Here is a 24,550-nt window from a genome sequence, read left to right as displayed (position 1 = left end):
CTTTCCTCAGGTCCGCCGCACGACGCGGCGCGGGGTCCGCGCGGCCCGGCTTGCTTTGGCGATATCGGCGGCCAGCCCCATCGGCGCTTCCGCGAACAGGCGCCCATCCATGGTGCGGATGTCGTCCGCGATCAGCGGCTTGAACGCCATATGCGCGACAATATCGCGCTCGATGTCGATCCCCGGCGCGACTTCGACCAGCCGAAGCCCATTCGCCGTGGCGTGGAACACGGCGCGTTCGGTTACGAAAACGGCCGCGCGTCCCTCCGCTTCCGCCATCTTGCCGTTGTAGCAAATCTGTTCGATCGCCGGGACGAACTTGGCGTGCCGCCCCTCGCGGACGATCTTCAATCGCCCTCCCTCGATAGCGATTTGCAGCCCGCCGGCCGTGAACGTGCCGCTGAAGACGACCTTCCGGGCGTTCTGGCTGATATTGATGAATCCGCCGATGCCGACGATCTTGTCGCCGAAACGGCTGATATTGACGTTCCCGGACGGATCGACTTCGACGAAGGATAGGAACGCGACGTCGAGCCCGCCGCCGTCGTAGAAATCGAACTGGTAGGGCTGATCGACCATCGCGTCGTAGTTCTGCGCGGTGCCCGAATCCGGGCCGGTCAGCGGCGCGCCGCCGATGAAGCCTTGCTCGTTCGTCAGCACGATGCTGTCGAGAATGTTCTCCTCGGCGGCGACGGCGGAAACGCCCGTCGAAATGCCGGCGCCGAGATTGCAGATCGCGCCCGGAACGATCTCCATCGCCGCGCGCCGCGCGATGATCTTGCGTTCCGAGAACGGCAGACGCTTCAAGTTCTCCAACGGAACGCGAAGTTCACCCGAATAGGCGGGATTGTAGACCGTCGCGTATGTCTGGCGCTGCTCGGGATCCACGACGATGTAGTCGACCAGGATGCCCGGGATCTTCACCTGGCGGGCATTGAGCGTGCCGCGCTTCGCCAGGCGCTTGACCTGCACGACGACCGCGGCGCCGAGACGTCGGCCCGCTTGCGCGCTCGACAGCATTTCGCCGGGGATCGCTTCGTGTTCCATCGTGACGTTGCCGTCCTCGTCGGCCGACGTTCCCCGCAGCAGCACGACATCCAATGGAAACGGCTTGAACCGGAGCCACTCTTGTCCGTCGATCGTCAGGAGTTCGACCAGATCCTCCTTCGCGCATTTGCTCTGGCGCGCGCCCAGCTGGCGCGGATCGACGAAGGTGTTGAGGCCGGTCCGCGTGATCAGGCCCGGGCGCCCGGCCGCGATCTCGCGCGTCAGCTGCGCGATCACACCTTGCGGGATCGAATAGGCTTCGATCTTGTCGTCGAGCGCCAATTGGATCAAAGGCGGCGAGTCGATCAGCGCACCCGTGATGCTGCGTTTCAGCATTCCCGGATGACGGAAGCGCGCGGCACCTTGAAGCTGGCGATCGCCGATGCCCACCGCATGGATCAAGGTCAGGTCGCGCGGCTGGCCATGCGCGAGGAAACGCGCCTCGATCGCCGCCAGGATCGTTTCCGGCACGCCATGTCCGCCGCCCGAACCGCTCACCAGAATACTGTCGCCGGGTTCGATGATGCTGGCGATCTCAGAGGCCTCGACGACTTTCATACCGTTCTCTCCCCATCGCTCCCGATCCGGGGCGGGATTGACAATTTCCAGCAATTCTGTAACCGGTTACAAAGATATCGTCAACAATCATGCCGCGGGCTCGACCGGGGCGATGGAGGAAGAAATGCCGCTGCTCGGCGAAGGATTGCTCGCGATCTGGAACGACATCGCGCCGGAGGCCGAAGCGGCGTTCGCCGAATGGCATGTCCGCGAGCACATTCCCGAACGGGTCGGCGTCGCCGGATTTTTGCGCGGCCGGCGCTACGCGGCCGTCGAGGGCACGCCCAAATACTTCAACTTCTATGAAACGCGAACGCCCGATACGCTGCGCTCCGCCGCCTATGTCGAACGATTGAACGCGCCCAGCGATTGGACAAAGCGCGTCGTCGCGCATTTCAAGAACACGTCGCGCACGATCTGCGCCGTCACGCGATCGTTCGGAATCGGCGGCGGCGCCCATATCGCGACCTTCCGCGCGACGTCAGGGATGGCGCCGGCGCGGTTCGCGGCGAATATCGCGCGCGTGCTCGGCGATGCGATGGCGGCACCCGGGATCGTCGGCGCGCATCTCGCGGCCGGCGAGGCGCCGCCGCCCGGCGCGCCGACCGCCGAAATGAAGCTGCGGGGCGGAACCGACGCGACGATCGGCTGGCTGATAATGGTGGAGGCCGTCGGCGTTGACGCCCTTTTCGCCGCCTGCGACGCCGTATTGCAGGCACCCTTCCTTCAAGACGCCGGCGTCGAGCGTTTCGAGCGCGGCGTCTATTCGCTTCAATACACGTTGTCCGCCGAGGAGTTGCGCCAAACGGTGCCGACGCGCTAGCGTCGGGCGGACGGCCTTTCGACCGTCGCCGGGGAGCGTTTTTTTGTCGACGAAACATCGTCCCGCGACGCGGGCAAAGCGGGCGCAAGCGAAGCAACCCGACGCGAAGCCGGCACCGGCCAAGCCGGCGGGCAATGTGGGCTTGCGCCAAGTCGCGAAAGCCGCCGGCGTATCGACCGCGACGGTCTCGCGCGCCATCAACAAACCCGAAGTCGTTTCGCAGGAGTTGCGCGAACGAATCGCCTCCGTCGTCGAACGTCTGGGCTGGGTCCCGGACGGCGCCGCGCGCGCATTGGCCACCCGCCGGTCGGGTGTATTCGGCGCGGTGTTCCCCACCCTGACCCACGGCGATTTCGCGCGCGCCGCGCACGCGATCCAAGACGAGCTTTTGAAGCGCGGCTACACGCTGCTGCTCGCCTGCTCGGAATACGATCCCAAGCAAGAATTCCAGCAAGCCCGCAAATTCGTCGAACGCGGCGTGGACGCGCTCATCCTCGTCGGGCAATCGCACCACGCGGATCTCGCCGCGTTTTTGGATCGCCAACGCGTCCCGACGATCAATACCTTCGCCTACGATCCGACGGCGCACGGCACCTGCGTGGGGCCGGACAATCGAAAAGCCCTGTATCGCCTGACGAAGTACCTGATCGAGTTCGGGCACACCGATTTCGCGACGATCGCGCAGTCGACCGAGAGTAACGATCGGGCGCTCGCGCGCCTGGAGGGCACGAAAGACGCGCTCGCCGAACGCGGTTACGCGATCCGCCCGCAGCATATGCTGTTCGGGCGATGGTCGATCGACGAAGGCCGCAAGCTTTGCCGCCAGTTGATGACGACGTCGCCCCGCCCCACGGCGATCGTCTGCGGCAATCCCTATTTGACGATCGGCGCCGTGCTGGAGGCGCAGGAGATGGGGCTGCGCGTGCCCGACGACGTCTCTATCGTCGGCTACGACGATATCGAGATCATGGCGCAGATCGCGCCGCCCATCACCACGATCCGCGTGCAGAGCGACTTGGTCGGGCGCTTCGCCGTCGCGCACCTCATCGCCCGATTGGAGGGCCGCGACGCGCCGGTTCCGTTCGAGTGCGACGCGGAGATCGTCGTTCGGAAATCCGCGGGTCCCGCCCCCCGATCGGCGGCGCGCCGCCGCTGATGCGGCATCCGGCGTTGATAATCCATATGTAACCGGATACATTTCCGATCAGCGACGCATTCGGTCGCATCATTCAGGGAGATACGCCATGAAGCTCGTCCGATACGGCGAACGCGGACAAGAACGCCCCGGAATTCTCGATGCGGCCGGCGGGATACGCGACCTTTCGTCCGTCGTGCCCGATATCACCGGCGCCGCGCTGTCGCCGAACACGCTCGACAAGCTGCGGGCGCTCGATCCATCGAAGCTTCCGGCCGTCCCCGGCAAGCCGCGCTACGGCGCGCCGATCGGCGACGTGCGCAATCTGCTGTGCATCGGCCTCAACTACACCGATCACGCCGAGGAAACCAACGCGCCGATCCCCACGCAGCCGATCCTGTTCGCCAAACATGCCCAAGCGCTCAGCGGCCCGTTCGACCCGGTGATCCTGCCGCCAGGCTCGCGCAAGCTGGATTGGGAAGTCGAGCTCGCCTTCGTCATCGGCTCGCCGGCCTGGCACGTTTCCGAAGCCGACGCCTTGAAGCATGTCGCCGGCTATTTCGTCATGAACGACATTTCGGAGCGCGAGTTTCAGATCGAGTGGGAAGGCCAATGGCAGAAGGGCAAGAGCTATCCGACCTTCGCGCCGGCCGGCCCTTGGCTCGTCACCGCCGACGAGATCAAGGATCCGCAAAATCTCGATCTTTGGCTCGACCTCAACGGGAAGCGCGTCCAGACCGGGACGACGAAGCGCATGATCTTCTCGATCGCGCATATCGTCGCGTATCTCAGCCGCTTCGTCGCGCTGACGCCCGGCGATATCGTGACGACGGGCACGCCCCCGGGCGTCGGTCTCGGCATGAAGCCGCCGGTCTTCATGAAAGCCGGCGACACGATGCGCTTGGGGATTTCCGGTCTGGGAGAACAAGCCCAAACGGTCGTCCCCTATAACGACGCGATGGGCCAAGCCTGGAATCGCGGCGAAGGCCTGAAAATCTGAACGCCCGAAGATCAGCGCCGGATGCCGTGCGTCCGGCGCTCGATCTCCAACAGCGCTTCCAGATCCAGCAATTCGTAGATACGCCGCTCCTCGACGGCGCCGTCGCCGCCCACGGTCGGGTCGCGCTCGCGCCGGGCCAACGCCGCGTAGGCGGCGCGCAATGCACGGGCCATGGCGAAAATCGGCGTCGCCGGATCGCCAATGAGGCCGTAACCGAGAGCCGCCATCTCGTCGAGCGACAGCGACATCTCGCCCAATCCGCCCAGCGGCACCAGATACATCAGCGGCGCCGGCAATCGTTCGGCGAAGTAGCGCAGATCCTCGGCCGACCGCGCCATCGGCAGCAGAATATCCGCGCCGGCGCGCGCATAAGCTTCCGCGCGGCGCATCGCGTCGTCGCGGTCGGTGGCGCGCACGCCGTTGGTCCGCGCGATCACCAGAAATTCGCGCGATCGGCGCGCGGCGACGGCCTGCTCGATCTTCCCGACCATCAGTTCGATCGGCACCAAATGCTCGATGCCCGCGTGATGATGCACGCGCTTGGGCAGCACCTGATCCTCGATCTCGATCGCGTCATATCCGGCGGCTTCGGCATGCGGAATCACATGGCGCAAATGCACCGGATCGCCCCAGCCGCATGTCCCGTCCATAATCAGATGGATGCCGCTTTGCGCACGGATGGACACACCCGTCCGCACCATCTCTTCAAGGCCGAGATTCGCTTCGAGGCCGCCGTTGAGGAAACCGAGCGCGCCGCCGCCGACATAACCCGCCTTGAAGCCCGCCGCTTCGGCGTATTTCGCCATCAGCGGGTTGAGGACGAGCGGCGCGTAAACCTGGCCCCCGTCGAGCGCGCGCCGCAACGTGGCGTCCGCAGGCATCACGCCCCGGCTTTCGTCAGGCGCGCGCCGGTGACCGGATCGAACAGGACGGATTTCGAGAGGTCGAACGCCAGTTTGGCCGACTGACCCGGCCGCGGCTCGGCGCCCGGATGCACGCGGCACAGCGCGCGCCGGCCGTTCAATTCGGTGAATACGAGCGTATCGGGACCTGTGGGCTCGACCAGATCGACCTTGACCTCAAGCATCTGAAGTTCGGCGAGCCCTTCACGGACCGAGAGGCTGTCCGTGATGCGTTCGGGCCGAATACCGAGAACGACATCCTCGCCGACATGCGCGTCGTAGTTCCCGTCGAGCGAGATGCAACGCAACGATCCGCGCGCGACCCGCGTATCGACCGAGATCCCGTACCCGGCGCCGGCCTTCTCGAGCTTGCCGGGCACGAAGTTCATCGGCGGCGCCCCGATGAAGCCGGCCACGTACATATTGGCGGGCGCATCGTATATCTCGCGCGGATTGCCAAGCTGTTGGACTACGCCATCCTTCATGACGGCGATCCGATCGCCGAGCGTCATCGCCTCGATCTGATCATGCGTCACGTAGCAGATCGTCTTGCCCAGGCGCCGATGCATCATCTTGATTTCCGCACGCATCTCCAAGCGCAGCTGCGCGTCGAGATTGGACAGCGGTTCGTCGAACAGGAACAGCGTGGGATTGCGCGCCAAAGCGCGCCCCATCGCCACGCGCTGACGCTGCCCGCCGGAAAGCTGGCGCGGACGGCGATCGAGCAAGTGCGATATCTGCAGCGATTCGGCGACGGTATCGACGATGCGCTTCTGCTCGGCTTGGGCGATTTTACGCACCTCCAGGCCGAACGAGATGTTCTCCCGCACGGTCATGGTCGGATAAAGCGCGTAGGATTGGAACACCATCGCGATGTCGCGGCTTTTGGGCGGCAGATCGTTGACGAGACGGCCCCCGATCCAGATCTCGCCGCGCGAGATCGTTTCCAGCCCGGCGATCATGTTCAGCAAAGTCGACTTGCCGCAACCGGAACTGCCGACCAGGATTAGGAACTGGCCTTCCGCGATATCGATGTCGATGCCCTTCAGCACTTCGACGCCGTTGGGATACGTCTTGTGGACGCCGCGAATACTGAGACCGGTCATGTTCTAGCCCTTGACTGCGCCGGCCATCAGGCCGCGAACGAAATATCGGCCGCCGAGAATGTAGACGAGCAGCGTCGGCAGCGCCGTGATGAGGGCCGCCGCCATATCGACGTTGAATTCCTTCACGCCCTCGGAGGTGTTGACGAGATTGTTGAGCCCCACCGTGACCGGCCGGGCCGCTGGACCCGAGAAGACGACGCCGAAAAGGAAGTCGTTCCAGATCTGGGTGAACTGCCAAATGATGCAGACCATGAAGATCGGCAGCGACAGCGGCAGGAATATCCGGCGATAGATCATGAACAGCCCCGCACCGTCGACCCGCGCGGCTTTGACGAGCTCAACCGGAATGTTCACGTAGAAATTCCGGAACAGCATCGTGGTGAAGGCGATGCCGTAGACGACGTGGATCAGGATCAATCCGCCGATCGTATTGGCGATGCCGAAGAAGCCGAGGAACTGGGCCGCCGGCAGCAGGATCGCCTGGAAGGGAATGAAGAAGCCGACCAGCAAGCCCGTGAATACGATATCGGCGCCCGGAAACCGCCATTGGGCGAGCACGTAGCCGTTGATCGATCCCAACAAGGACGACAGCAGGACGGCCGGAATCACCATCTTCACGGAATTGAAGAAGAAGGGCTGCAGGCCGTCGCAGCGCACGCCGGTGCACGCCGTGCTCCACGCTTTGATCCAGGCGGCGTATTCGAACCGCGCCGGCAAGGCGAGCAGATCGCCGCGGCGCAGCTCCTCAAGCGACTTGAACGACGTGACGATCGTCACGTAGATCGGGGTCAGGAAGATCAACGCGAATACGATCAGCGTCGCGTAGATCGCGACCCGGCCGATTGTGACCTCACGCGGCATTTCGCGTCGCCCTCGATTCGAGATACATCAACGGCACGAGGATCGCGACGACCATCGCCAGCATCATCATCGCCGAAGCCGCGCCGATTCCCATGCGGCCGCGCTCGAAAGCGTAGGTGTACATGAAAATGGTCGGAAGAATCGTCGACGTTCCCGGGCCGCCGGCTGTCATCGCGACCACTAGGTCGAACGTCTTGATCGCCAGATGCGTCAGTATCAGCATCACCGAGAAGAACACCGGGCGGATCGTCGGCAGAACGATACGCCGATAGATCAGCGGCTTCGACGCGCCGTCGACTTGCGCCGCCTTCACGATCTCCTCGTCGACGCCGCGCAAGCCCGCGAGGAACAAAGCCGCGACGAAGCCCGTGCATTGCCACACCGCCGCGATGACGACGCAGAAAATCGCCCGGCTGGGATCGCTGAGCCAATCGAAGCTGGCGCCGCGCCACCCGAGCTGCTCGGCGACATGCGAAAGCCCGAGCGACGGATTCATAAGCCACTGCCACGCGGTGCCCGCGACGACCTGGGAAAGCGCCAGCGGATAAAGATAGATCGCGCGCAGCGCGCCTTCCGCGCGGATGCGCTGATCCAGCAAAATGGCGAGGGTCAAGCCGACGATCGTCGAAATCACGATGAACGGCGCCGCGAACCAAAACAGATTGGCGACGGATTCCCACCAGACGTCGTTGTCGAACAGTTCGCGATAACGGTCGAGGCCGACGAATTCGTAGCGCGGGAGCAATCGCGAACTCGTAAAGGACAGATATCCGTTCAAAAACACAAATATATAGACGAACAACAAACTCGCCGCGACGCTGGGGGCGAGGACGACGGCGGGAAGCCAACGATCGAACAAGATCGACAGTGCGGGGAAGCGGCGGGCGTTCGTCACGGGCGTTCGACGTCCTCGGATTGCTTACGTCTCGATTCGCTTCGGTACTTGGGCGAGCGCTCGTGGGGTGGCGCTCGAAGTTTCGGCTTGCGGGACCGCCACCGGCCCGCAAGCCGCACTCTAACCTAACTACAAGACGTCAGTTGTTGCGCGCGGCACGGGCCAAAGCCTGAACCGCACTTTGCGAGTCCTGGTTCGAGTTGAGGAACCGCGTGACGACGTCGCGGACCGCGCCGAGCATCGCCTCCGGAATTCCCTGGTTCATCGCCGGGACCAAGCCGTTCGCGCGCGACGCGCCTTGCATGTCGTTCGACGACTTTTTCGCGCAATCGTCGAAATTGGACAGCGAGACCGTCGTGTTCGCCGGAATGGCGCCTTTGTAGAGGGCCGCTTCCGCCTGGTACGCCGGGTCCATGATCATCGACGCGAGCTTGTTCTGCGCCGGCGTCGCGGGCTGGTTACGCTGCTTGAAGAAGACGAAGGTGTCGGCGATGAACGTGAACATCCCTTCGGTCCCCGGCCGCGCGGCGCAGACATAATCGACGCCCGGTACCTTATTGGCGTTCGCGAACTCGCCCTTGGCCCAGTCGCCCATGAACAACATGCCGGCCTTGCCTTCGATCACCATCGCCGCCGCGATGTTCCACGGACGACCTTGGATGCCGTCGTCGAAGTAGCGCTGCGATTTACGCAGGATGTCGAAGACTTCGACCATCTTCGGCGAAGTCAGCGTCGCTTGGTCCTGTTCGAGGATCGCCTTGCGATAGAAGTCCACCCCCATCGACTGCACGATACCTTCGAAATAGACGCCGTCGTGATACGGCGTGCCGCCATGCGCGATGGGAATGATGCCCGCCGCCTTGAACTTGTCGGCGAGATCGAAAAGTTCGTTCCAAGTGGTCGGAACCTTGCCGCCGACCTTATCGAGGGCGGGCTTGTTGATGTACATCCAATTGACGCGGTGGATCCAATGCGGAACCGCGTAATAGGTCCCTTTGTATTTCAGCGCCGCGTCGATCGCGGGCGGCAATTCGCGGTTCCAATTCCCGGCGATCGCGTTCAATCCGACGAGCGCGCCTTGATCGGCCCAATCCTGAATGACGGGGCCGCGCATCTGAACGGCCGCCGGCGGATCGCCAGACACGGCGCGCGTCTTCAACACGGTCATCGCATTGGCGCCGCCGCCGCCGGCGATGGCGGAGTCCTTCCAATTGATGCCCTCTTTCTCGAGCCGCTGGCGCAGCACGTTGACGGCTTTGGATTCGCCGCCGGAGGTCCAGTAATGGAGAACTTCGATATCCTGCGTCTGGGCTTGCGCCGCCACGGCGCCCGCCATCAATCCCGCGGCAACGAAAGCCGCAATAGCCCCTTGTTTCACGGCGCGATCTCCTCCCGATGAACCGTCCTTCGGACGGCGTTACGCGTATGTAACCGCATACATTATGCGTCCGTCAACGACATTCCGCATGCAGAGTGAAGTATCGCCGTTTTTATTGATATATCTCGAGGTTCCGCGACGGACGGCGATGTGCGGCGGTTCGTCATACGAATGATATGCGCTTTTTATGAAAGCGCTTTCCTAGGCATGCACCGTCAGCTTCCGCGAAAAACCGGGCTTCTTTTGGCGAAGAACGCGCGCATCCCCTCTTGCAGATCGTCGGAATCGAAAATCGCTTGTTGCGCGACCGTCGAAGCGCCAAGCGCCGCATCCAATGCCTCGTCCAAGGATTTCTCGATCAGCATTTTGCCCAAGCGGTTCGAGATCGGACCGCGCGCCGCGATCACCTTGGCCCAATCGCGCGCGGCGTCGAGGGCGGTCGCGTCGGCGGTCACGCGGTCGACGAGGCCCCATTCCAAAGCGATCCGCGCGTCGATCGTCTCCCCCATAAACAACAGTCTTTTGGCCCGGGCCGGCCCGACGAGCCGCGCCGCCCGGACGGCGCCGTTCGCCGCAAGCCCGCCAAGGCGCGATTCGGTCAGTCCCAACGCGACGCCCGCGGCGGCGACGCGCAAATCGCAGGCGAGCGCCAGTTCCAGCCCGCCGCCCAGCGCCGGGCCGTCGATCGCCGCGATCGTCGGCATCGGCAGGCGCGCGAGATTTCGCAGCACCATATCTTCGAACAGAATCTTGTCCTCGCTCGCATTGCCGCGAAGATGGGCGAATTCCTTGATGTCGCTGCCCGCGCAAAAGGCCCGCGCGTCGCCGCCGTGCAGAACGACGCAACGCACGTCCCGATCCTTCGCCAACGCGTCGATCGCCGCATTGAGCGCGCGCAACGCGTCGCGCGTGACGAGATTCAAGGGCCCGTTGCGCAGTGCGATCTCCGCGATCGCGCCGTCCTTCGCCGTCTCGATCATCGCCCGCGCGCCCGTTCTCACCGGGCCGCGCGGCGCTTGGGATCGACGCCGTGCAGAACGCCGATACGCGCGAAATGCCGATGGATGCGATCGACATAGGCGGTGAATTCCGGCGCATCGCCAAGCACGAGCGGACGCGGGCGCGGCAGGGTCACTTGGATATCGTCGATGACTTCCCCCGGGCTCGGGCTCATCACGAGTATGCGGTCGGACAGCCCGACCGCCTCCTCCACGCTATGCGTGATGAACAGAACGGTCGGCCGGCGACGCAGCCAGAGGTCTTCGAGATCGGCGCGGACTTCCAGCCGCGTCAACGCGTCGAGCGCGCCGAAAGGCTCGTCCATCAAAATCACGGCGGGATCGTGAACCAGCGTGCGGATCAACGATACGCGCTGGCGCATGCCGCCGGACAGCTGCGAGGGATATTTCGACATCGCATGCTCGAGTTTGAGCTGCGCGAAGAGTTCGCGCGCGCGCTTCTCGAGCGGCGCGCGATCCATGCCCCGGATATCGGCGTGCAGCATCACGTTTTCGAACGCGGTCCGGAAATCGAGCAGCAAATGGTCCTGAAAGGCGATACCGACATCCGTTATAGGACGATCGACGCGCCGGCCCGCGACGACGATCTCCCCCGCCGATACGGGCAGAAGCCCGGCGACCATCAACATCAAAGTGCTTTTGCCGCACCCAGAAGCGCCGACGACCGAAACGAAGGCGCCCGCGTCGATCGTCGCGTTGACCGGGCGTAACGCTTGGAACGGCCGCGAAGTCTCCTCGCCGAAGACCTTCGCGACGTTCCGTATCTCGATCGGAACGCCTGAGCCGGGCGCGTCGTTGGTCGGTGCGGTCACGTTATCCCTCGCCTTTCGTCTCGCCCGACGCCGCGACGGCGGCGAGCGGCACTTTCGACACCAGAAGCGCCTTATGGCCCTTCTGCACGATGGCGCCGTCTTGGTTGACGAGTTCGACTTCGAAATTCGCGATCGCCTGCGTGGGACGCGACTTGCTGTCGCGCAATTCGACGATCCGATAATTCACGAAGATCGTGTCGCCGATGAAAATCGGGCCGACGAACTTCCAGTCGGATATTCCCAGAAAGGCGATGGCGGTTTCCCGCAACTCGCCCGTCCGGGCCCACATCAAACCGTGGGCGTAGGCAAGACCCAGCATGCCGTGGGCGACGCGACGGCCGAACTGGCTCGCTTGCCCGTAGACCTCGCTTGTGTGCAACTCCGAAAAGTCGCCCGTAAGGCCCGCGAAGCCGATCAGGTCCGCTTCGCCGATCGTCCGTCCGGGACTGCGGAACCGCATCCCCACGTGAAGATCCTCGTAGCGATATCCGATCCTTCTTTCGCTCGTCATGCCGGGTCTCCCGTCAAGTATCGGCGTTCACTTGCAAGCGCGCATTTCCGCGTCGGGCGGCAGGAACGCGTTGGTGTAGTAGCTCTTCGGATCCTGCCCGGCCGGCAGCAAGCCCACTTCGGACAACAGCGCCTGCGTGCGGGTCCAGTGCGCGTCTTCTGCCTTGCCGAGATATTTCGCGTCACCCGAGCAGAACAGCGGTCCGATCGCTGCCAGTTCCGACGCGGCGAGCTTCTCGTTCACTTCGGGGAACACCGTGCGCAGATGCTGGACCGTGCGCGCCGGATTGTCGATCGCGAAACCCCAGCCCTTCAGGCTCGCGGCAATGAACTTGCGCAGCACGTCGGGCTGTTCGCGCGTGAACGCGGTCGACGCGAAAATCGAGGTGCTGACCGTCGGCACACCGTAATCGGCGAACCGATAATTGTCGAGTTCGGCGCCCTGCGCCTCGAGTTGGATCTGATAGGCGTCCATCGAACCCAGGATCGCGTCGACCTGCCCCTGCAGCAAGGCCGGCACCATCGACGCCGGCGGCATGTTCATCAGCGTCATGTCGCTTTCCTTCAAGCCGTTGGCCTTCAGGAACAGCGGCAGCATCGTCGTTTGCGACGAACCGGCGGGCAACCCCACCCGCTTGCCCGCGAGATCCTTGATCGACTTGATGTTCGCCTTCTTCAGCGCCGAAACTTCGTTCGGATTCGACTGATAAACCGTCGAAACGATCGTCATGGGGGCGCCGCGCGCGATCAGCTGGCTGACGGCGACCGCGTCCGCGTAAGCGATCTGCGCGCGCCCGTTCGCGACGAGCTGAGCTGTGTTGCCCGAGCCGTTGCCCTGTACGATCGTCACGTCGAGCCCGGCCGCCCGGTAATAGCCTTCGCCGACCGCGGCGGCAAAGCCCGCATTGGGGCCGCCCGCCGTCCAGTTCAGCTGGAACGTCAGCTTCGTTTGCGCCGACGCGTCGGCGACGGCGAGGACCATCGACGCCGCCCCGATGGCGGCCGCGAGAATTCGTCCGATACGCATGTTCATTCCTCCCTATTTTGCGATTTGATTCGATTCGCGCCTTAGCTGCGGCTGATCCGCTGCCACGGCGTCATCACCCACTCCGCGATCTCCACGGCGTAGTTGATGATGATTCCGATGACGGTAAGAACGACGAGAACCGCGAAGGTCAATTCGAGGTCCATCTGACTGGTGCCGCGCAAAAGCACGTAGCCCAAACCCTGATTCGCGCCGACGAACTCGGCAACGATCGCGGCCGTCGCGGCGATCGTCGCGGAGGTCTTCAACCCCGCGAAAATCACCGGAAGTGCGGCGGGGAAGCGCAAGTACCGGAACGTCTGCCAGATCGTGGCGCCCATCGATTTCGTCAGATACAGGTAGCGCTGATCGAGAATCTGGAAGCCGCTGATGCTGGCGATCAACAAGGGAAAGAACGTCATCAGCGTCGTCAGCAGAATCTTCGATTCGATTCCGAAGCCCAGCCAGACCAGGAACAACGGCGCGACCGCGATCTTGGGGACAAGCTGCAAAAGGACGATCGGCGGATAAAGCGTCTGCTTGGCCAAACGCGACAACGCGATCACGAGCCCGGCCGGAATGGCGGTCACGACCGTCAACGCGAAGCCCGCGACGATCTCGGTCAGCGTGACCTGGGAATGCGTCCACAACATCGGCGCATCGGCGATCAGCCGGCGAAACACCGCGTCGGGCCCCGGCAACAGATAAGCGGGAATCTTGAACTGGTGAACGGCCGCCCACCAAGCGGACACGATCGCGACGAACGACAATGGCGGCAACACGCTCCAGCCGAGCGCCAACAGCGCACGCGCGAGGGGCCCGCGCCGGCGCGGCACGAACGATGGGACTGCGGTCTTCTCGGAGTTGGCCACGCCGCTCACTCGTATCCTCCCTGGCGGTCCGCGATCGATTTTTCGACGCGGCGATGCCGGCAACCGACCGAATTGACTTCGGATGCGACAATATGTAACCGGTTACAGGATTTTGATGCGTCCGTCAACACGCGCGAGCGGCATCGGGACGAACCGGGAGGATTCGAATGAAGATTGTAACGGCGGACGATGCGGCGTCGCTGATTCCCAACGGGGCAAGCATCCTCGTCAGCGGGTCGGGCGGCGGACACGCCATCCCGGAAATGGTGCTGGAAGCGATCGAGCGCCGATACCTTGAGTCCGGCTCGCCCGCCGGCATGACGCTCATCCACGTCGTCGGCATCGGCGACCGCCGGACGAAGGGGGCGGCCCGGTTTCGCCATCCGGGCATGCTCAAACGGTCCCTGACCAGCGCCCTGATCGACTCGCCGCCGCTGATCGAACTCGCGCAGAACGACGCGATCGAATCCTACACCTTGCCGCAAGGCGCGTTGTCGTTGCTTCTGCGCGAGATCGCCGCCGGCCGCCCCGGGCTGGTGACGCGCACGGGGCTGCATAGTTTTGTCGATCCACGCCACGGCGGCGGGCGCCAAAGCCCTAGCGCGAATGAGGACCTCGTCGAATTGCTGACGCTCGACGGCAAGGAGTATCTGCGCTTCAAACCGTTCGCGATCGACGTCGCCGTCCTGCGCGGCACGACCGCCGACGAGGACGGCAACGTGACGATGGAGCACGAAGCCATTCTCGGCGAAATGCTGTCGAGCGCCCAGGCGGCGAGACGCCAGGGCGGCATCGTCATCGTCCAGGTGAAGCGTCTCGCGCGTCGCGGCACGTTGCCGGCGCGCGCCGTGAAAATCCCTGGCATCCTGGTCGATTTCGTCGTCGTCGATCCCGATCAAACACAGACATACGCGACCGAATACAGCCCCGCTTACGCGGGCGAGTTCAGGGTCCCGCAAACGGCGTTGAAGCGCGTGCCGTTCGACGTCCGCAAGATCGTGGCAAGACGCGCCGCAATGGAGATCTTTTCCGGCGCGATATGCAATCTGGGCTCCGGCATCTCCACCGGTATCGCCGCCGTCGCGTCGGAGGAGAACATCCTCGATCGTTTCGTCCTCACCAACGAGCAGGGCTTCATCGGCGGCGCGCCGTTGACGGGCGTCGACTCGGGCGCCGCGCAGAACTACGACGCGGTAGTCGATCAACCGTATCAATTCGACTTCTACGACGGCGGCGGGTTGGATATCGCATTCCTGTCTTTCGCCCAGGTCGACGCGCGCGGCAACGTCAATGTCAGCCGCTTCGGCACGAAGATCGTCGGCGTCGGCGGGTTCATCAATATCAGCCAGAACGCGAAGAAGGTCGTCTTCAGCGGCACCTTCTCCTCGGGCGGGCTCGAGGTGGAGACCGGACGGGGCACGTTACGCATTACGCGCGAAGGCGCGCATCGGAAATTCATCGGGAACGTGGAGCAGCTTTGCTACAACGCCGAATTCGCGATGGAGGAAGGCCGCAAAGCCGTTTTCGTCACCGAACGCGCCGTGTTCGAGACCACGGCCAAGGGGCTGCGGTTGATCGAGATCGCGCCGGGCATCGACATGACGAAGGACATCTTGTCTTCGATCCCGTTCCCGATCGAGATCGCGGCGAATCCCGCCGTCATGGACGCGCGTCTATTCCGTCCGGAGCCGGTTGGACTGGCCGAGCGCTTCCGGTAGGCGTCGATTATCGTTACAGAATGTAAACGGTTACTCCATTGAGCGGGCAAAAGGCGACAGATCGCACAGCGGCAAACGATCCGACCAAAGCGGGAGCCTGGGACCAAAACGGATTGCCATCGTCGCGATCGAAACGCCCGCATTCAATTTGCGCGTGTCGGATATCGGCTGAAGGGCCGTATCGGCGGCCAACGCGGTACCAACAGGGAATAAACAAAAAAGCCCCGGTCGGAAACCGGGGCCTTTTGTTCGTCGGGGCCGATGGTGGGCGATGTAGGGCTCGAACCTACGACCCGCTGATTAAGAGTCAGCTGCTCTACCAACTGAGCTAATCGCCCTCTCGGCATCGAGAGGCGCGCTGTGTAGCAAGCCCCCCGGGCTTTGTCGAGCCCCGTTTGCAATAGGGCAAGTCCCTGTGGATAAACGCTTTTAGAGGCTTACGTATCGCCCCGGCGCGGCACCACGACGTCGCGATGCACATAGACGCCGATCAGGATTCCGAATCCGAACAGCAAGGTCAGCATCGACGTGCCGCCATAGGAGACGAGCGGCAGCGGCTCGCCCACCACGGGCACCAACCCCATCACCATCGCCATGTTGATGAGCGCGTTGAGATAGATCCCCGACAGCAGCCCCACCGCGACCAAGCGGCCGAACTGGCTGCGCGCGCGCAACGCGATGGCGAGGCCGTAGAGCACAATGATGGTGTAAAGCCCGATCAACACCAGCCCGCCGACGAAACCGAATTCCTCCGACAGCATGGTGAAGATGAAATCGGTCTGCTTCTCGGGCAGGAATTGCAGATGGCTTTGCGTGCCCCCGCCCAGCCCCTTGCCCCAAATCCCGCCCGAGCCCAGCGCGATCTTCGACTGGATGATGTGATACCCCGCCCCCAGCGGATCGCTTTCGGGGTTGAGGAAGGTCAACACGCGCTGGCGCTGATAATCGCGCAGCAGGCTCCAGGCGATCGGGACGGCCCCCGCCGCCGAGGCCGCGACCAGGATGAATTTCCACATCCTGACGCCCGCCATGAAGAACACGATCGCCGTCGTCGTCAGCACGACCAGCGTGGTGCCGAGCTTGGGTTGCTTGAAAATCAGGAAGGCCGGCACCAGCGTCAACAGGATCGGCCAGACGAGATAGAGCGGATTGCCGATCTGCTCGTGATTGATGCCGTGGAAATAGCGCGCGATCACCAGCACGATCGAAATCTTGGCGAGCTCGGCCGGCTGGATCTGGACGAAACCCAGATCGAGCCAGCGTTGGGCGCCCATGCCGACCTCGCCCATCAAATCGACGGCGACCAGCAGCACGACCGATAGCGCGTAGAACGGATAAGCCGCCTTCATCCAGAAACGGATATCGACGGTCGCGACCGCGATCATGATCGCGAAGCCCATCGCGAAGCGCGAGATCTGGCGCGACGCCCACGGATCCCAATCGCCGCCGGCGGCCGAATAGAGCATGACGAAGCCGATGCTCGAGACCGCAAGGATCGTCAGCGCCAAGCCCCAGGTGATCTGGCGCAGCTTCTCGCCGAGGCTGAGACGCTTATTCGATTGGCCGAGGGCGGAATGGGCGGGCATCAGCCGCTCCGTTCCGCGATGCGCGCCGGGCCTTGCGGGCGCGTGCGCTCGCGCTCGCGTTCCAAGCGCATCGCCTCGCTCAGAACTTCCTTCGCGATCGGCGCCGCGACCGACGAGCCGCCGCCGCCATGCTCGACGATCACCGAAATCGCGTAACGCGGCGATTCGAGCGGCGCGTAGCCGACGAATAGCGCGTGGTCGCGTTCGCGCCACGGCACTTGGTCGGGTTTGCGCAAGCCCACGCGGCGTTCTTCCTCGGTGATGCGGCGCACCTGCGAGGTGCCGGTCTTGCCGCCGAAAGTCCAGTTCTGATCGACGATGCGCTGGCGGAATGCGGTCCCCCGCGGATCGTTGATCACCGCGCGCATACCGCGCAGCATGACCGCGAGATTGGCTTGCGGCACGCCGATCGGCGGAAAATTGCCTTGCGGGCGTTCGGCCAAGCGCCGTTCCTGCACGATATCGCGCGTAAGATGTGGCGTCACCGCGAAGCCACCGTTCACCAGCCGCGCCGTCATCGTGGCGAGCTGCAACGGCGTCGTCAGAACGTAGCCCTGGCCGATCGACGCGACCAGCGATTCGCCGGTCGCCCAGCCCTTGCCGGTGCGCGCCTGTTTCCATGCGCGCGTCGGAATGATGCCGCCGCGCTCGCCCGGCAGATCGATCGACAACGTCGAACCCAAACCGAAGCGCCGCGCCATTTCGGCCATACGCTCGGGCCCTATGCGGCGGCCCATTTCGTAGAAATAGACGTCGCAGGATTGCGACAGCGCTTCGACCATGTCGAGCGGGCCGTGGCCGCCGCGTTTCCAGCAATGGAATTTATTGTCGCCCAATTCCATATGGCCGGGGCAGTTGACCCGGAAATCCGGCGAAACGCCCGATTCCATCGCCGCCAGCGCCACCATCATTTTATAGGTGGAGCCCGGCGCGTATTGGCCGGAGATCGCCTTGTTGGTGAGCGGCGCTTTCGAATTGGCGAGCAACGCGCGCCACGCCGGGCCGGAAATGCCGCGCGCGAATTCGTGCGGATCGTAGGACGGGTGCGAGACCATCGCCAGGACATCGCCGTTGGTGACGTCCATCACGACGGCGGCGGCACTTTCCTCCTGCGCCAAACGCTTGGCGGTGAATTCCTGCAGCGTGGCGTCGAGCGTGAGCACGATATCGTGCCCCGGCTCGCCTTCGTTGCGCGCAAGCTCGCGGATCGGCCGGCCCAGCGCGTTGACTTCGATCTGCGTGTTGCCGGCACGCCCGCGCAACGCGAGATCGTAGACGCGCTCGATGCCGTTGCGGCCGATGCGGAAATCGGGAAGTTCCAACAGCGGATCGCCGGTCAAATCGCTTTCGGCGGGCGGCGCCACGTAACCGATCAGATGCGAGGTGGTGTCGCCGAAAGGGTAAAGCCTTGTCGAGCCCACATCGATCGATACGCCGGGCAGATCGGGCGAGTTCACCGCGATGCGGCTGACATCGTCCCAGGCGAGATTGTCCTTCACCGTCACCGGCAGGAAGCGGCGCTTGCGCGACACTTCGCGCAAAATGCGCCGGCGCTCGGTTTCGGAAATCGGCACGATTTCGGACAACGCGTCGAGCGTGGCGGCGACGGAACCCGTCTGCTCGGCGACGACGACGACGCGGTAATTGAGCTGGTTCTCCGCGACGACCCTGCCGTAACGGTCGACGATGCGCCCGCGCGGCGGGGCGAGCAGGCGCAGATTGATGCGGTTGTCGTCGGCCATCGTGCGGTACTTGTCCGCTTCGACGACCTGCAAATAATACATGCGCCCGATCAGCACGCCGAACAGCGCCATCTTGCCGCCGGCCAGCAGCGCCAAGCGCCGCGTGAACAGCTTGGATCGGGCGGCGTCGCGATCGCGGTTCATGAGGCGGTTCATCGTCCCCTCACCCCGCCGTCAGGAAGAGGCGCTGCACACGGCCCAGCACCGCGCCGATCGCCGGATAGATCGCGATGGTCAAGGCGAGTTGCGTCGCGAACAACGCGACCGGGACCGAGAGATGCGCCGCCGCATAGGCGACGATCGCGGTGACGATCGCCGCCCCCGTCGCGATCAACGCGAACGACGCCCAGATCAGCCAGAACGCTTTGCCGCGGAAAAATTTGTGCTGCGCGACGATGGCGTAGTGCACGAGCAGCAGCACCAGCGCGTTGAGGCCCAGCGGCGCGCCCGACAACGCGTCGTCGAGCAGACCGACCAGAAAAGCGCACCACGCCGGAAACAGATCGGGCCGGTGCACGATCCAATAGAAGGCGCAGATCAGCACGACATTGGGGGCAAGCATCGAATATTCGGGGATCGGCAACGGCACGACCGAGAGCAGCACGGCGAGCACCGTCGAGATGACGGGCAGCGCCAGCTTCAACGACCGGTCGAGCTGGGCGAAGACAGCGCCGACCATCGCCGCGCCCTAACGCCCGCGCCGGGGCTGCGGCGGCGGTGCGGCGACCGGCAGCGTGCCGGCCAGGCCGTAATCGACGATGCGGATCGCCTCCAGGCGATGGAAATCGGCGAAGGGGCGCACGCGCACGCCGTGTTCGCCGGTCTGCACCACGATGCCCACCGGCAGGCCCGGCGGGAACACGCCGCCATCGCCCGACGTCACGATGCGATCGCCCAGCTGGGGCCGCGCCCCCGACGACAGGAAGGTGAGCTTGGGCATATCGGAGTTGTCGCCGTCGATGATCGCGCGATCGCGCGTGCCCTCGATCTGCACGGGCACATGGCTGTTCAAATCGGTCAGCAGCAACACGCGCGCCGCACGCTCGCCCGTTTCGCCCACGCGCCCGACCAGACCGTCGGGCACCAGCGCCGGCTGGCCCTTCGCGATGCCATCACGCGTTCCCGCCGCGATCAGCACCGAACGCACGAAGGCACCGCCAGCATCCGCGATCACGCGCGCGGTGACGAAGGTGAGGCCCGGCTCGGTCGCCACGCGCTGCATGTCGCGCATCGCGCGGTTTTCGGCTTCGAGATTGCGCGCGACTTGCTGCCAATGCAGCAGGCGGAGATTTTCCTCGCGCAGACGGCGGTTTTCCTCGTGCACGTCGGCGTAGTGGCGCGCCGTGTCGATCATGCGCGCGGCCGTGTCGATCGGCTTGCCGATCGCGTCGAGTATCGGCGCCACCCCATCGACGACCGTCATGCGCGCGCGCTCCACGACCGGCGCTTCCGCCTTGCCGAGCACGAGCAGCCCCACCGACGCGCCGATCAACCCGGTGAACGCCATGCGCTGCAGCAGCACCTTCAGCGGTGCCGTCAGCTTCATGGTGGTCCCGGGTCGCGCCATCGGCGAAGCCTCAGTACATCGTGATCAGAACGTTGCGCAGCGTCTTCATCTCTTCCAGGCAGCGGCCCGTACCGAGTGCGACGCACGACAGCGGATCGTCCGCGACGGACACGGGCAGGCCCGTGGCGTGACGCAGCACGAAATCGAGATTGCCGAGCAACGCGCCGCCGCCGGTCAGCACGATGCCCTTGTCGACGATGTCGGCAGCGAGTTCGGGGGCGGTGTGTTCCAGCGCCACCTTCACCGCTTCGACGATCGCGGAGACGGGCTCCGACAGCGATTCGGCGATCTGGCGTTCGGAAATCGCGAGTTCCTTGGGCACGCCGTTCATCAGGTCGCGGCCCTTGATCTCCATCACGCGGCCTTCGCCCTCTTCGGGCGGGGCGGCGGAACCGATTTCCTTCTTGATGCGCTCGGCCGAGGATTCGCCGACCAGAAGATTATGGTTGCGGCGGATATAGGCGATGATGGCTTCGTCCATCTTGTCGCCGCCCACGCGCACGGATTTCGAATAGACGATGCCGCCCAGCGACAACACGGCGACTTCGGTGGTGCCGCCGCCGATATCGACGACCATCGAGCCCGTCGGCTCCGTCACCGGCAAGCCGGCGCCGATCGCCGCGGCCATCGGTTCTTCGATCAGGAACACGCGGCGCGCACCGGCACTCTCGGCGGATTCTTGAATCGCGCGGCGTTCGACGGCCGTCGAACCCGACGGCACGCACACGATCACCTGCGGCGACGCGAAGGAGCGGCGGTTGTGAACCTTGCGAATGAAGTGCTTGATCATCTCCTCCGCGACTTCGAAGTCGGCGATGACGCCGTCGCGCAGCGGACGAATGGCGGTGATGTTGCCGGGCGTACGGCCGAGCATCAGCTTGGCTTCGTCGCCCACCGCAAGCACTTGCTTCTTGCCCTTCACGTCGGCGATCGCGACGACCGACGGCTCGTTAAGAACGATGCCGCGGCCCTTCACGTACACAAGCGTGTTCGCGGTGCCGAGATCGATGGCCATATCGGCCGAGAGCATTCCGAGAAGTCGCGAGAACATCGAAACGAAGTGCCTTTCAGAAGAAACTTTGGGGAGCGGTCCGGTCGCCCGGCGCTAACTCCCTTCCATACAAGCGGAATTCGGCGCAATTAAGCCCAAAGCGCCGGACTTGTCGACTGCGCTGCGCCGCCGCATGAAAGCGGCCGATCGCGGCGGCGACACCGGCAAAATTTCGGCCCGGGTTTGCGCCATTGACTGCACCCCTGATGAAGCCCTGTCCCGCCATCCGGCCCTGTGGATAACCCCGGCAAAGCGGCGATCCGAACAAGGTACCAGATCGCCCCCGCGACTGCCTAGGCAAGCCGGATAGCCAAATCGAATCAGAGGCTTAATTTTACCTACCGAGGGACGAAAACTCGGCCGGCACGCCGGGAAGCTGCCCGCGGATCAGCGAAACAGGCCGAGCAGCACGGAAGGTTGCTGGTTGGCGATGGACAGCGATTGGATGCCCAGTTGCTGGCGGACCTGGAGCGCCTGCACCGACGCGGCCGCCTTGCCGATATCGGCGTCGACGACCGCGCCAAGTCCGGTCGTCGTCGCGTCCATCACCGAATCGATGAAGCCCGATTGCAGTTTGAGCGTGCGCGTCTCGGCGGCGACCTGCCCAAGCGCATTGTCGACCGCCTCCTTGAACGTCGCGAGCGTGCCGAGCGACACCGTGAACAAAGTCGGCATCGCGGGCTGATAGGTGGTCAGCGCCGTCGATATCGAGGATTGCGAAGACATCGGCAGCGTGGTGGCACTGACATCGGCGAGGAAAGTTTTGGCGACCGATCCGGACGACAGCAGATTCACGCCGTTGTAGTTCGCCTGCGAGATGAAATTGCTGATCTGGTTGTAGAGCTGGATCGCGTCGCGCCCGTAGATATTCTGCTGGTTGGCGGAAATCGAGCCGTCGAGATATTGCGTCGATTTCGCCTGAAGATTTCCGATAAGGTCGGAGATGTTGGTCAGCGCGGCCATCGTGACTTGGCCGAGCCCCACGCCGTTGGCGAGCGAGCCTTGCACGGCCTGGAAGGCTTGCAGATTGCCGCGAATGCCTTGCGCGACCGAAAAAGTCGACGCGTCGTCTGACGCGTCCGACACGCGATAGCCGGTCTGCACCTGCTTGGACGCCGCGTGGAGGGCCGACTGCGTCGTACGCAGCGACGCCAGCGCGACCATCGCGCCCACATTCGTGTTGATCGAGTTCGACACGGGCGGAATGACCTCCGGCACGAACACACGCTCTCATTGCGTAAATCTTGGAATCGCCCTCGATGCGCGTCAATCGAAGATTGGAGTAGCGATCGGAAACGAAAAAACCCCGCCGGCGGACCGGCGGGGTTTCCCCAAGCGCAACGCCCGAAGGCGGGAAGGCTTAGTTCTTGGCCTTGTCGACCAGCTTGTTCTTGCCGATCCACGGCATCATGCCGCGCAGGCGCTCGCCCACCTTTTCGATGTCGTGGGCGGCGTGACGGCGGCGCATCGCCTTGAACGAAGCCTGGCCGGCGGCGTTCTCGAGCACCCAATCGCGGGCGAATCGGCCCGACTGGATGTCGTCGAGGATGCGCTTCATCTCCTTCTTCGTCTCGTCGGTGATGACGCGCGGACCGCGCGTATAGTCGCCGTACTCGGCCGTGTTCGAGATCGAGTAGCGCATGTTCGCCATGCCGCCCTCATAGATGAGGTCGACGATCAGCTTCACTTCGTGCAAGCACTCGAAATACGCCATCTCGGGCGCGTAGCCGGCTTCGACCAGCGTCTCGTAGCCCGCGACGATCAGCGCCGACAGACCGCCGCAGAGCACGGCCTGCTCGCCGAACAGATCGGTCTCGCATTCTTCCTTGAACGTCGTCTCGATGACGCCCGAGCGGCCGCCGCCGATGGCCGACGCGTAGGACAGCGCGATTTCCAGCGCGTTGCCCGACGGGTTCTGGTGCACGGCCACGAGGCACGGCACGCCGCCGCCCTTCTGGTATTCCGAACGCACCGTATGGCCGGGGCCCTTGGGCGCGATCATGAACACGTCGATGTCGGGACGCGGTTCGATCAGGTTGAAATGGATGTTGAGGCCGTGGGCGAAAGCGATCGCCGCGCCCTGCTTCATGTTGGCCTTGAGATCGTCCTTCCAGAGCTGCGCCTGGAGCTCGTCCGGCGTGCAGATCATCATGACGTCGGCCCACTTGGCCGCGTCGGCCGGGCTCATCACCTTGAAGCCCGCCGCTTCGGCCTTCTTGATCGTGGCCGAGCCCGGGCGCAGCGCGATGGCGACGTCCTTGACGCCCGAATCGCGCATGTTCTGCGCATGGGCGTGGCCCTGGCTGCCGTAGCCGACGACGACAACCTTCTTGCCCTTGATCAGGTTCGCATCGGCATCGCGATCGTAGTAAACGCGCATCTTCTTTTTCCTCTTGGTTTGGAAATCACATCCCGCGTTCGCCGCGGGCGATGGCAACCACGCCGGTGCGGCTCACTTCGGCCAGCCCCAGCGGTTTCATGAGTCCGACGAAGGCGTCGATCTTCTCGCCCGAGCCGGTGATCTCGAAGGTGAAGGAACCGATCGTCGAATCGATCGCCTTGGCGCGGAAAATATCCGCAATGCGCAAGGATTCGACGCGCTTCTCGCCGGCGGACACGACCTTGACCAGCGCCAATTCGCGCTCGACATGCGCACCTTCCATCGTGAGATCGCTGACGCGATGCACGGGGACCAGACGGTCGAGCTGCGCCTTGATCTGCTCGATCACCATCGGCGTGCCGCGCGTCACGATCGTGATGCGGCTGCGATGGCCTTCGGCATCCGTCTCGGCGACGGTCAGGCTTTCGATGTTGTAGCCGCGGCCCGAAAACAGGCCGACGACGCGCGCCAAAATCCCGGGCTCGTTGTCCACGAGCACGGCGATGGTGTGGCGTTCGATGGGTTCGTTTTTCGACATGGGAATTCTCTTTCGACGGAAGGGTT

General features: G+C 64.0%; 23 protein-coding genes and 1 tRNA gene. 4 read left to right on the top strand and 20 right to left on the bottom strand.

The genetic code is table 11. The features are described from left to right. Positions 1 to 6: 6 nt before the first annotated feature. Positions 7 to 1,605: a 3-oxoacid CoA-transferase gene (locus tag J0H39_05510; protein MBN9496188.1), complete on the bottom strand. Its 1,599-nt coding sequence runs from the start codon at positions 1,603 to 1,605 to the stop codon at positions 7 to 9. A gap of 124 nt (positions 1,606 to 1,729) precedes the next feature. Between J0H39_05510 and J0H39_05505 the strand changes: the two genes are divergently transcribed. From J0H39_05505 to J0H39_05495, 3 genes are all read left to right on the top strand, one after another. Further along, positions 1,730 to 2,428, top strand: a complete 699-nt coding sequence (locus J0H39_05505) for a hypothetical protein (protein MBN9496187.1) — start codon at positions 1,730 to 1,732, stop codon at positions 2,426 to 2,428. Positions 2,429 to 2,570: 142 nt separating this feature from the next. Next, a complete protein-coding gene (locus J0H39_05500; GenBank protein MBN9496186.1) occupies positions 2,571 to 3,584 on the top strand; it encodes a LacI family DNA-binding transcriptional regulator in 1,014 nt (337 codons plus the stop codon). Between the two features lie 88 nt (positions 3,585 to 3,672). After that, positions 3,673 to 4,563 (top strand): fumarylacetoacetate hydrolase family protein, encoded by an 891-nt coding sequence (locus tag J0H39_05495; protein ID MBN9496185.1) that lies wholly within the window; start codon positions 3,673 to 3,675, stop codon positions 4,561 to 4,563. Positions 4,564 to 4,574: 11 nt separating this feature from the next. Here J0H39_05495 and J0H39_05490 read toward each other — a convergent pair whose 3' ends face one another. From J0H39_05490 to J0H39_05445, 10 genes are all read right to left on the bottom strand, one after another. Then, positions 4,575 to 5,444, bottom strand: coding sequence for an isocitrate lyase/PEP mutase family protein (locus tag J0H39_05490; GenBank protein MBN9496184.1), 870 nt, complete (start codon positions 5,442 to 5,444; stop codon positions 4,575 to 4,577). Beyond that, positions 5,444 to 6,571 carry a sn-glycerol-3-phosphate ABC transporter ATP-binding protein UgpC gene (gene ugpC, locus J0H39_05485; GenBank protein ID MBN9496183.1) on the bottom strand — a complete coding sequence of 376 codons (1,128 nt, stop codon included), beginning with the start codon at positions 6,569 to 6,571 and terminating at the stop codon, positions 5,444 to 5,446. The genes J0H39_05490 and ugpC overlap by 1 nt, the downstream gene beginning before the upstream one ends. 3 nt (positions 6,572 to 6,574) lie before the next feature. Next, a complete protein-coding gene (locus tag J0H39_05480; protein MBN9496182.1) occupies positions 6,575 to 7,432 on the bottom strand; it encodes a carbohydrate ABC transporter permease in 858 nt (285 codons plus the stop codon). Beyond that, on the bottom strand, positions 7,422 to 8,300 hold the full coding sequence (locus J0H39_05475) for a sugar ABC transporter permease (protein ID MBN9496181.1): 879 nt from the start codon (positions 8,298 to 8,300) through the stop codon (positions 7,422 to 7,424). Before J0H39_05475 ends, J0H39_05480 begins: the two co-directional genes overlap by 11 nt. Before the next feature lie 166 nt (positions 8,301 to 8,466). Beyond that, positions 8,467 to 9,663, bottom strand: a complete 1,197-nt coding sequence (locus J0H39_05470; GenBank protein ID MBN9496180.1) for a carbohydrate ABC transporter substrate-binding protein — start codon at positions 9,661 to 9,663, stop codon at positions 8,467 to 8,469. Between the two features lie 257 nt (positions 9,664 to 9,920). Further along, complete coding sequence (locus J0H39_05465) at positions 9,921 to 10,685, bottom strand: enoyl-CoA hydratase/isomerase family protein (protein MBN9496179.1); 765 nt, start codon at positions 10,683 to 10,685, stop codon at positions 9,921 to 9,923. A gap of 17 nt (positions 10,686 to 10,702) precedes the next feature. Further along, entirely contained in the window at positions 10,703 to 11,536 is an 834-nt protein-coding gene (locus J0H39_05460; protein MBN9496178.1) for an ABC transporter ATP-binding protein, read from the bottom strand. Between the two features lies 1 nt (position 11,537). Beyond that, on the bottom strand, positions 11,538 to 12,047 hold the full coding sequence (locus tag J0H39_05455; GenBank protein MBN9496177.1) for a dehydratase: 510 nt from the start codon (positions 12,045 to 12,047) through the stop codon (positions 11,538 to 11,540). Between the two features lie 27 nt (positions 12,048 to 12,074). Further along, positions 12,075 to 13,079, bottom strand: a complete 1,005-nt coding sequence (locus J0H39_05450; GenBank protein ID MBN9496176.1) for an ABC transporter substrate-binding protein — start codon at positions 13,077 to 13,079, stop codon at positions 12,075 to 12,077. A gap of 35 nt (positions 13,080 to 13,114) precedes the next feature. Next, the gene (locus J0H39_05445) at positions 13,115 to 13,840 is read right to left on the bottom strand and encodes an ABC transporter permease (protein MBN9496175.1); all 726 of its coding nucleotides are present in this window, start codon (positions 13,838 to 13,840) and stop codon (positions 13,115 to 13,117) included. A gap of 269 nt (positions 13,841 to 14,109) precedes the next feature. Here J0H39_05445 and J0H39_05440 point away from each other — a divergent pair, with 269 nt between their 5' ends. Further along, positions 14,110 to 15,660 (top strand): 3-oxoacid CoA-transferase, encoded by a 1,551-nt coding sequence (locus J0H39_05440; GenBank protein MBN9496174.1) that lies wholly within the window; start codon positions 14,110 to 14,112, stop codon positions 15,658 to 15,660. A 262-nt stretch (positions 15,661 to 15,922) separates the two neighbouring features. On the opposite strand, the gene J0H39_05435 is transcribed toward J0H39_05440, so the two are convergent. From J0H39_05435 to ilvN, 9 genes are all read right to left on the bottom strand, one after another. Continuing rightward, positions 15,923 to 15,998: transfer RNA gene (locus tag J0H39_05435), tRNA-Lys, on the bottom strand. A gap of 99 nt (positions 15,999 to 16,097) precedes the next feature. After that, a complete protein-coding gene (gene rodA, locus J0H39_05430; GenBank protein MBN9496173.1) occupies positions 16,098 to 17,246 on the bottom strand; it encodes a rod shape-determining protein RodA in 1,149 nt (382 codons plus the stop codon). Continuing rightward, positions 17,246 to 19,132 (bottom strand): penicillin-binding protein 2, encoded by a 1,887-nt coding sequence (gene mrdA / locus J0H39_05425; protein ID MBN9496172.1) that lies wholly within the window; start codon positions 19,130 to 19,132, stop codon positions 17,246 to 17,248. The genes rodA and mrdA overlap by 1 nt, the downstream gene beginning before the upstream one ends. Positions 19,133 to 19,151: 19 nt before the next feature. Next, positions 19,152 to 19,667, bottom strand: a complete 516-nt coding sequence (gene mreD, locus J0H39_05420; GenBank protein ID MBN9496171.1) for a rod shape-determining protein MreD — start codon at positions 19,665 to 19,667, stop codon at positions 19,152 to 19,154. Positions 19,668 to 19,676: 9 nt separating this feature from the next. After that, positions 19,677 to 20,555 carry a rod shape-determining protein MreC gene (mreC, locus tag J0H39_05415; GenBank protein MBN9496170.1) on the bottom strand — a complete coding sequence of 293 codons (879 nt, stop codon included), beginning with the start codon at positions 20,553 to 20,555 and terminating at the stop codon, positions 19,677 to 19,679. A 10-nt stretch (positions 20,556 to 20,565) separates the two neighbouring features. Continuing rightward, on the bottom strand, positions 20,566 to 21,606 hold the full coding sequence (locus J0H39_05410; protein ID MBN9496169.1) for a rod shape-determining protein: 1,041 nt from the start codon (positions 21,604 to 21,606) through the stop codon (positions 20,566 to 20,568). 387 nt (positions 21,607 to 21,993) lie between these two features. After that, positions 21,994 to 22,824, bottom strand: a complete 831-nt coding sequence (locus J0H39_05405) for a flagellin (GenBank protein ID MBN9496168.1) — start codon at positions 22,822 to 22,824, stop codon at positions 21,994 to 21,996. Between the two features lie 142 nt (positions 22,825 to 22,966). After that, positions 22,967 to 23,986: a ketol-acid reductoisomerase gene (gene ilvC, locus J0H39_05400; GenBank protein ID MBN9496167.1), complete on the bottom strand. Its 1,020-nt coding sequence runs from the start codon at positions 23,984 to 23,986 to the stop codon at positions 22,967 to 22,969. A gap of 25 nt (positions 23,987 to 24,011) precedes the next feature. Further along, positions 24,012 to 24,524 (bottom strand): acetolactate synthase small subunit, encoded by a 513-nt coding sequence (gene ilvN / locus J0H39_05395; GenBank protein ID MBN9496166.1) that lies wholly within the window; start codon positions 24,522 to 24,524, stop codon positions 24,012 to 24,014. Positions 24,525 to 24,550: the final 26 nt, after the last annotated feature.

The organism is Alphaproteobacteria bacterium (assembly GCA_017308135.1).
In the GTDB taxonomy this organism is placed as follows: Bacteria; Pseudomonadota; Alphaproteobacteria; order CACIAM-22H2; family CACIAM-22H2; genus Tagaea.
This window is presented reverse-complemented; position numbering and strand designations above follow the sequence as displayed.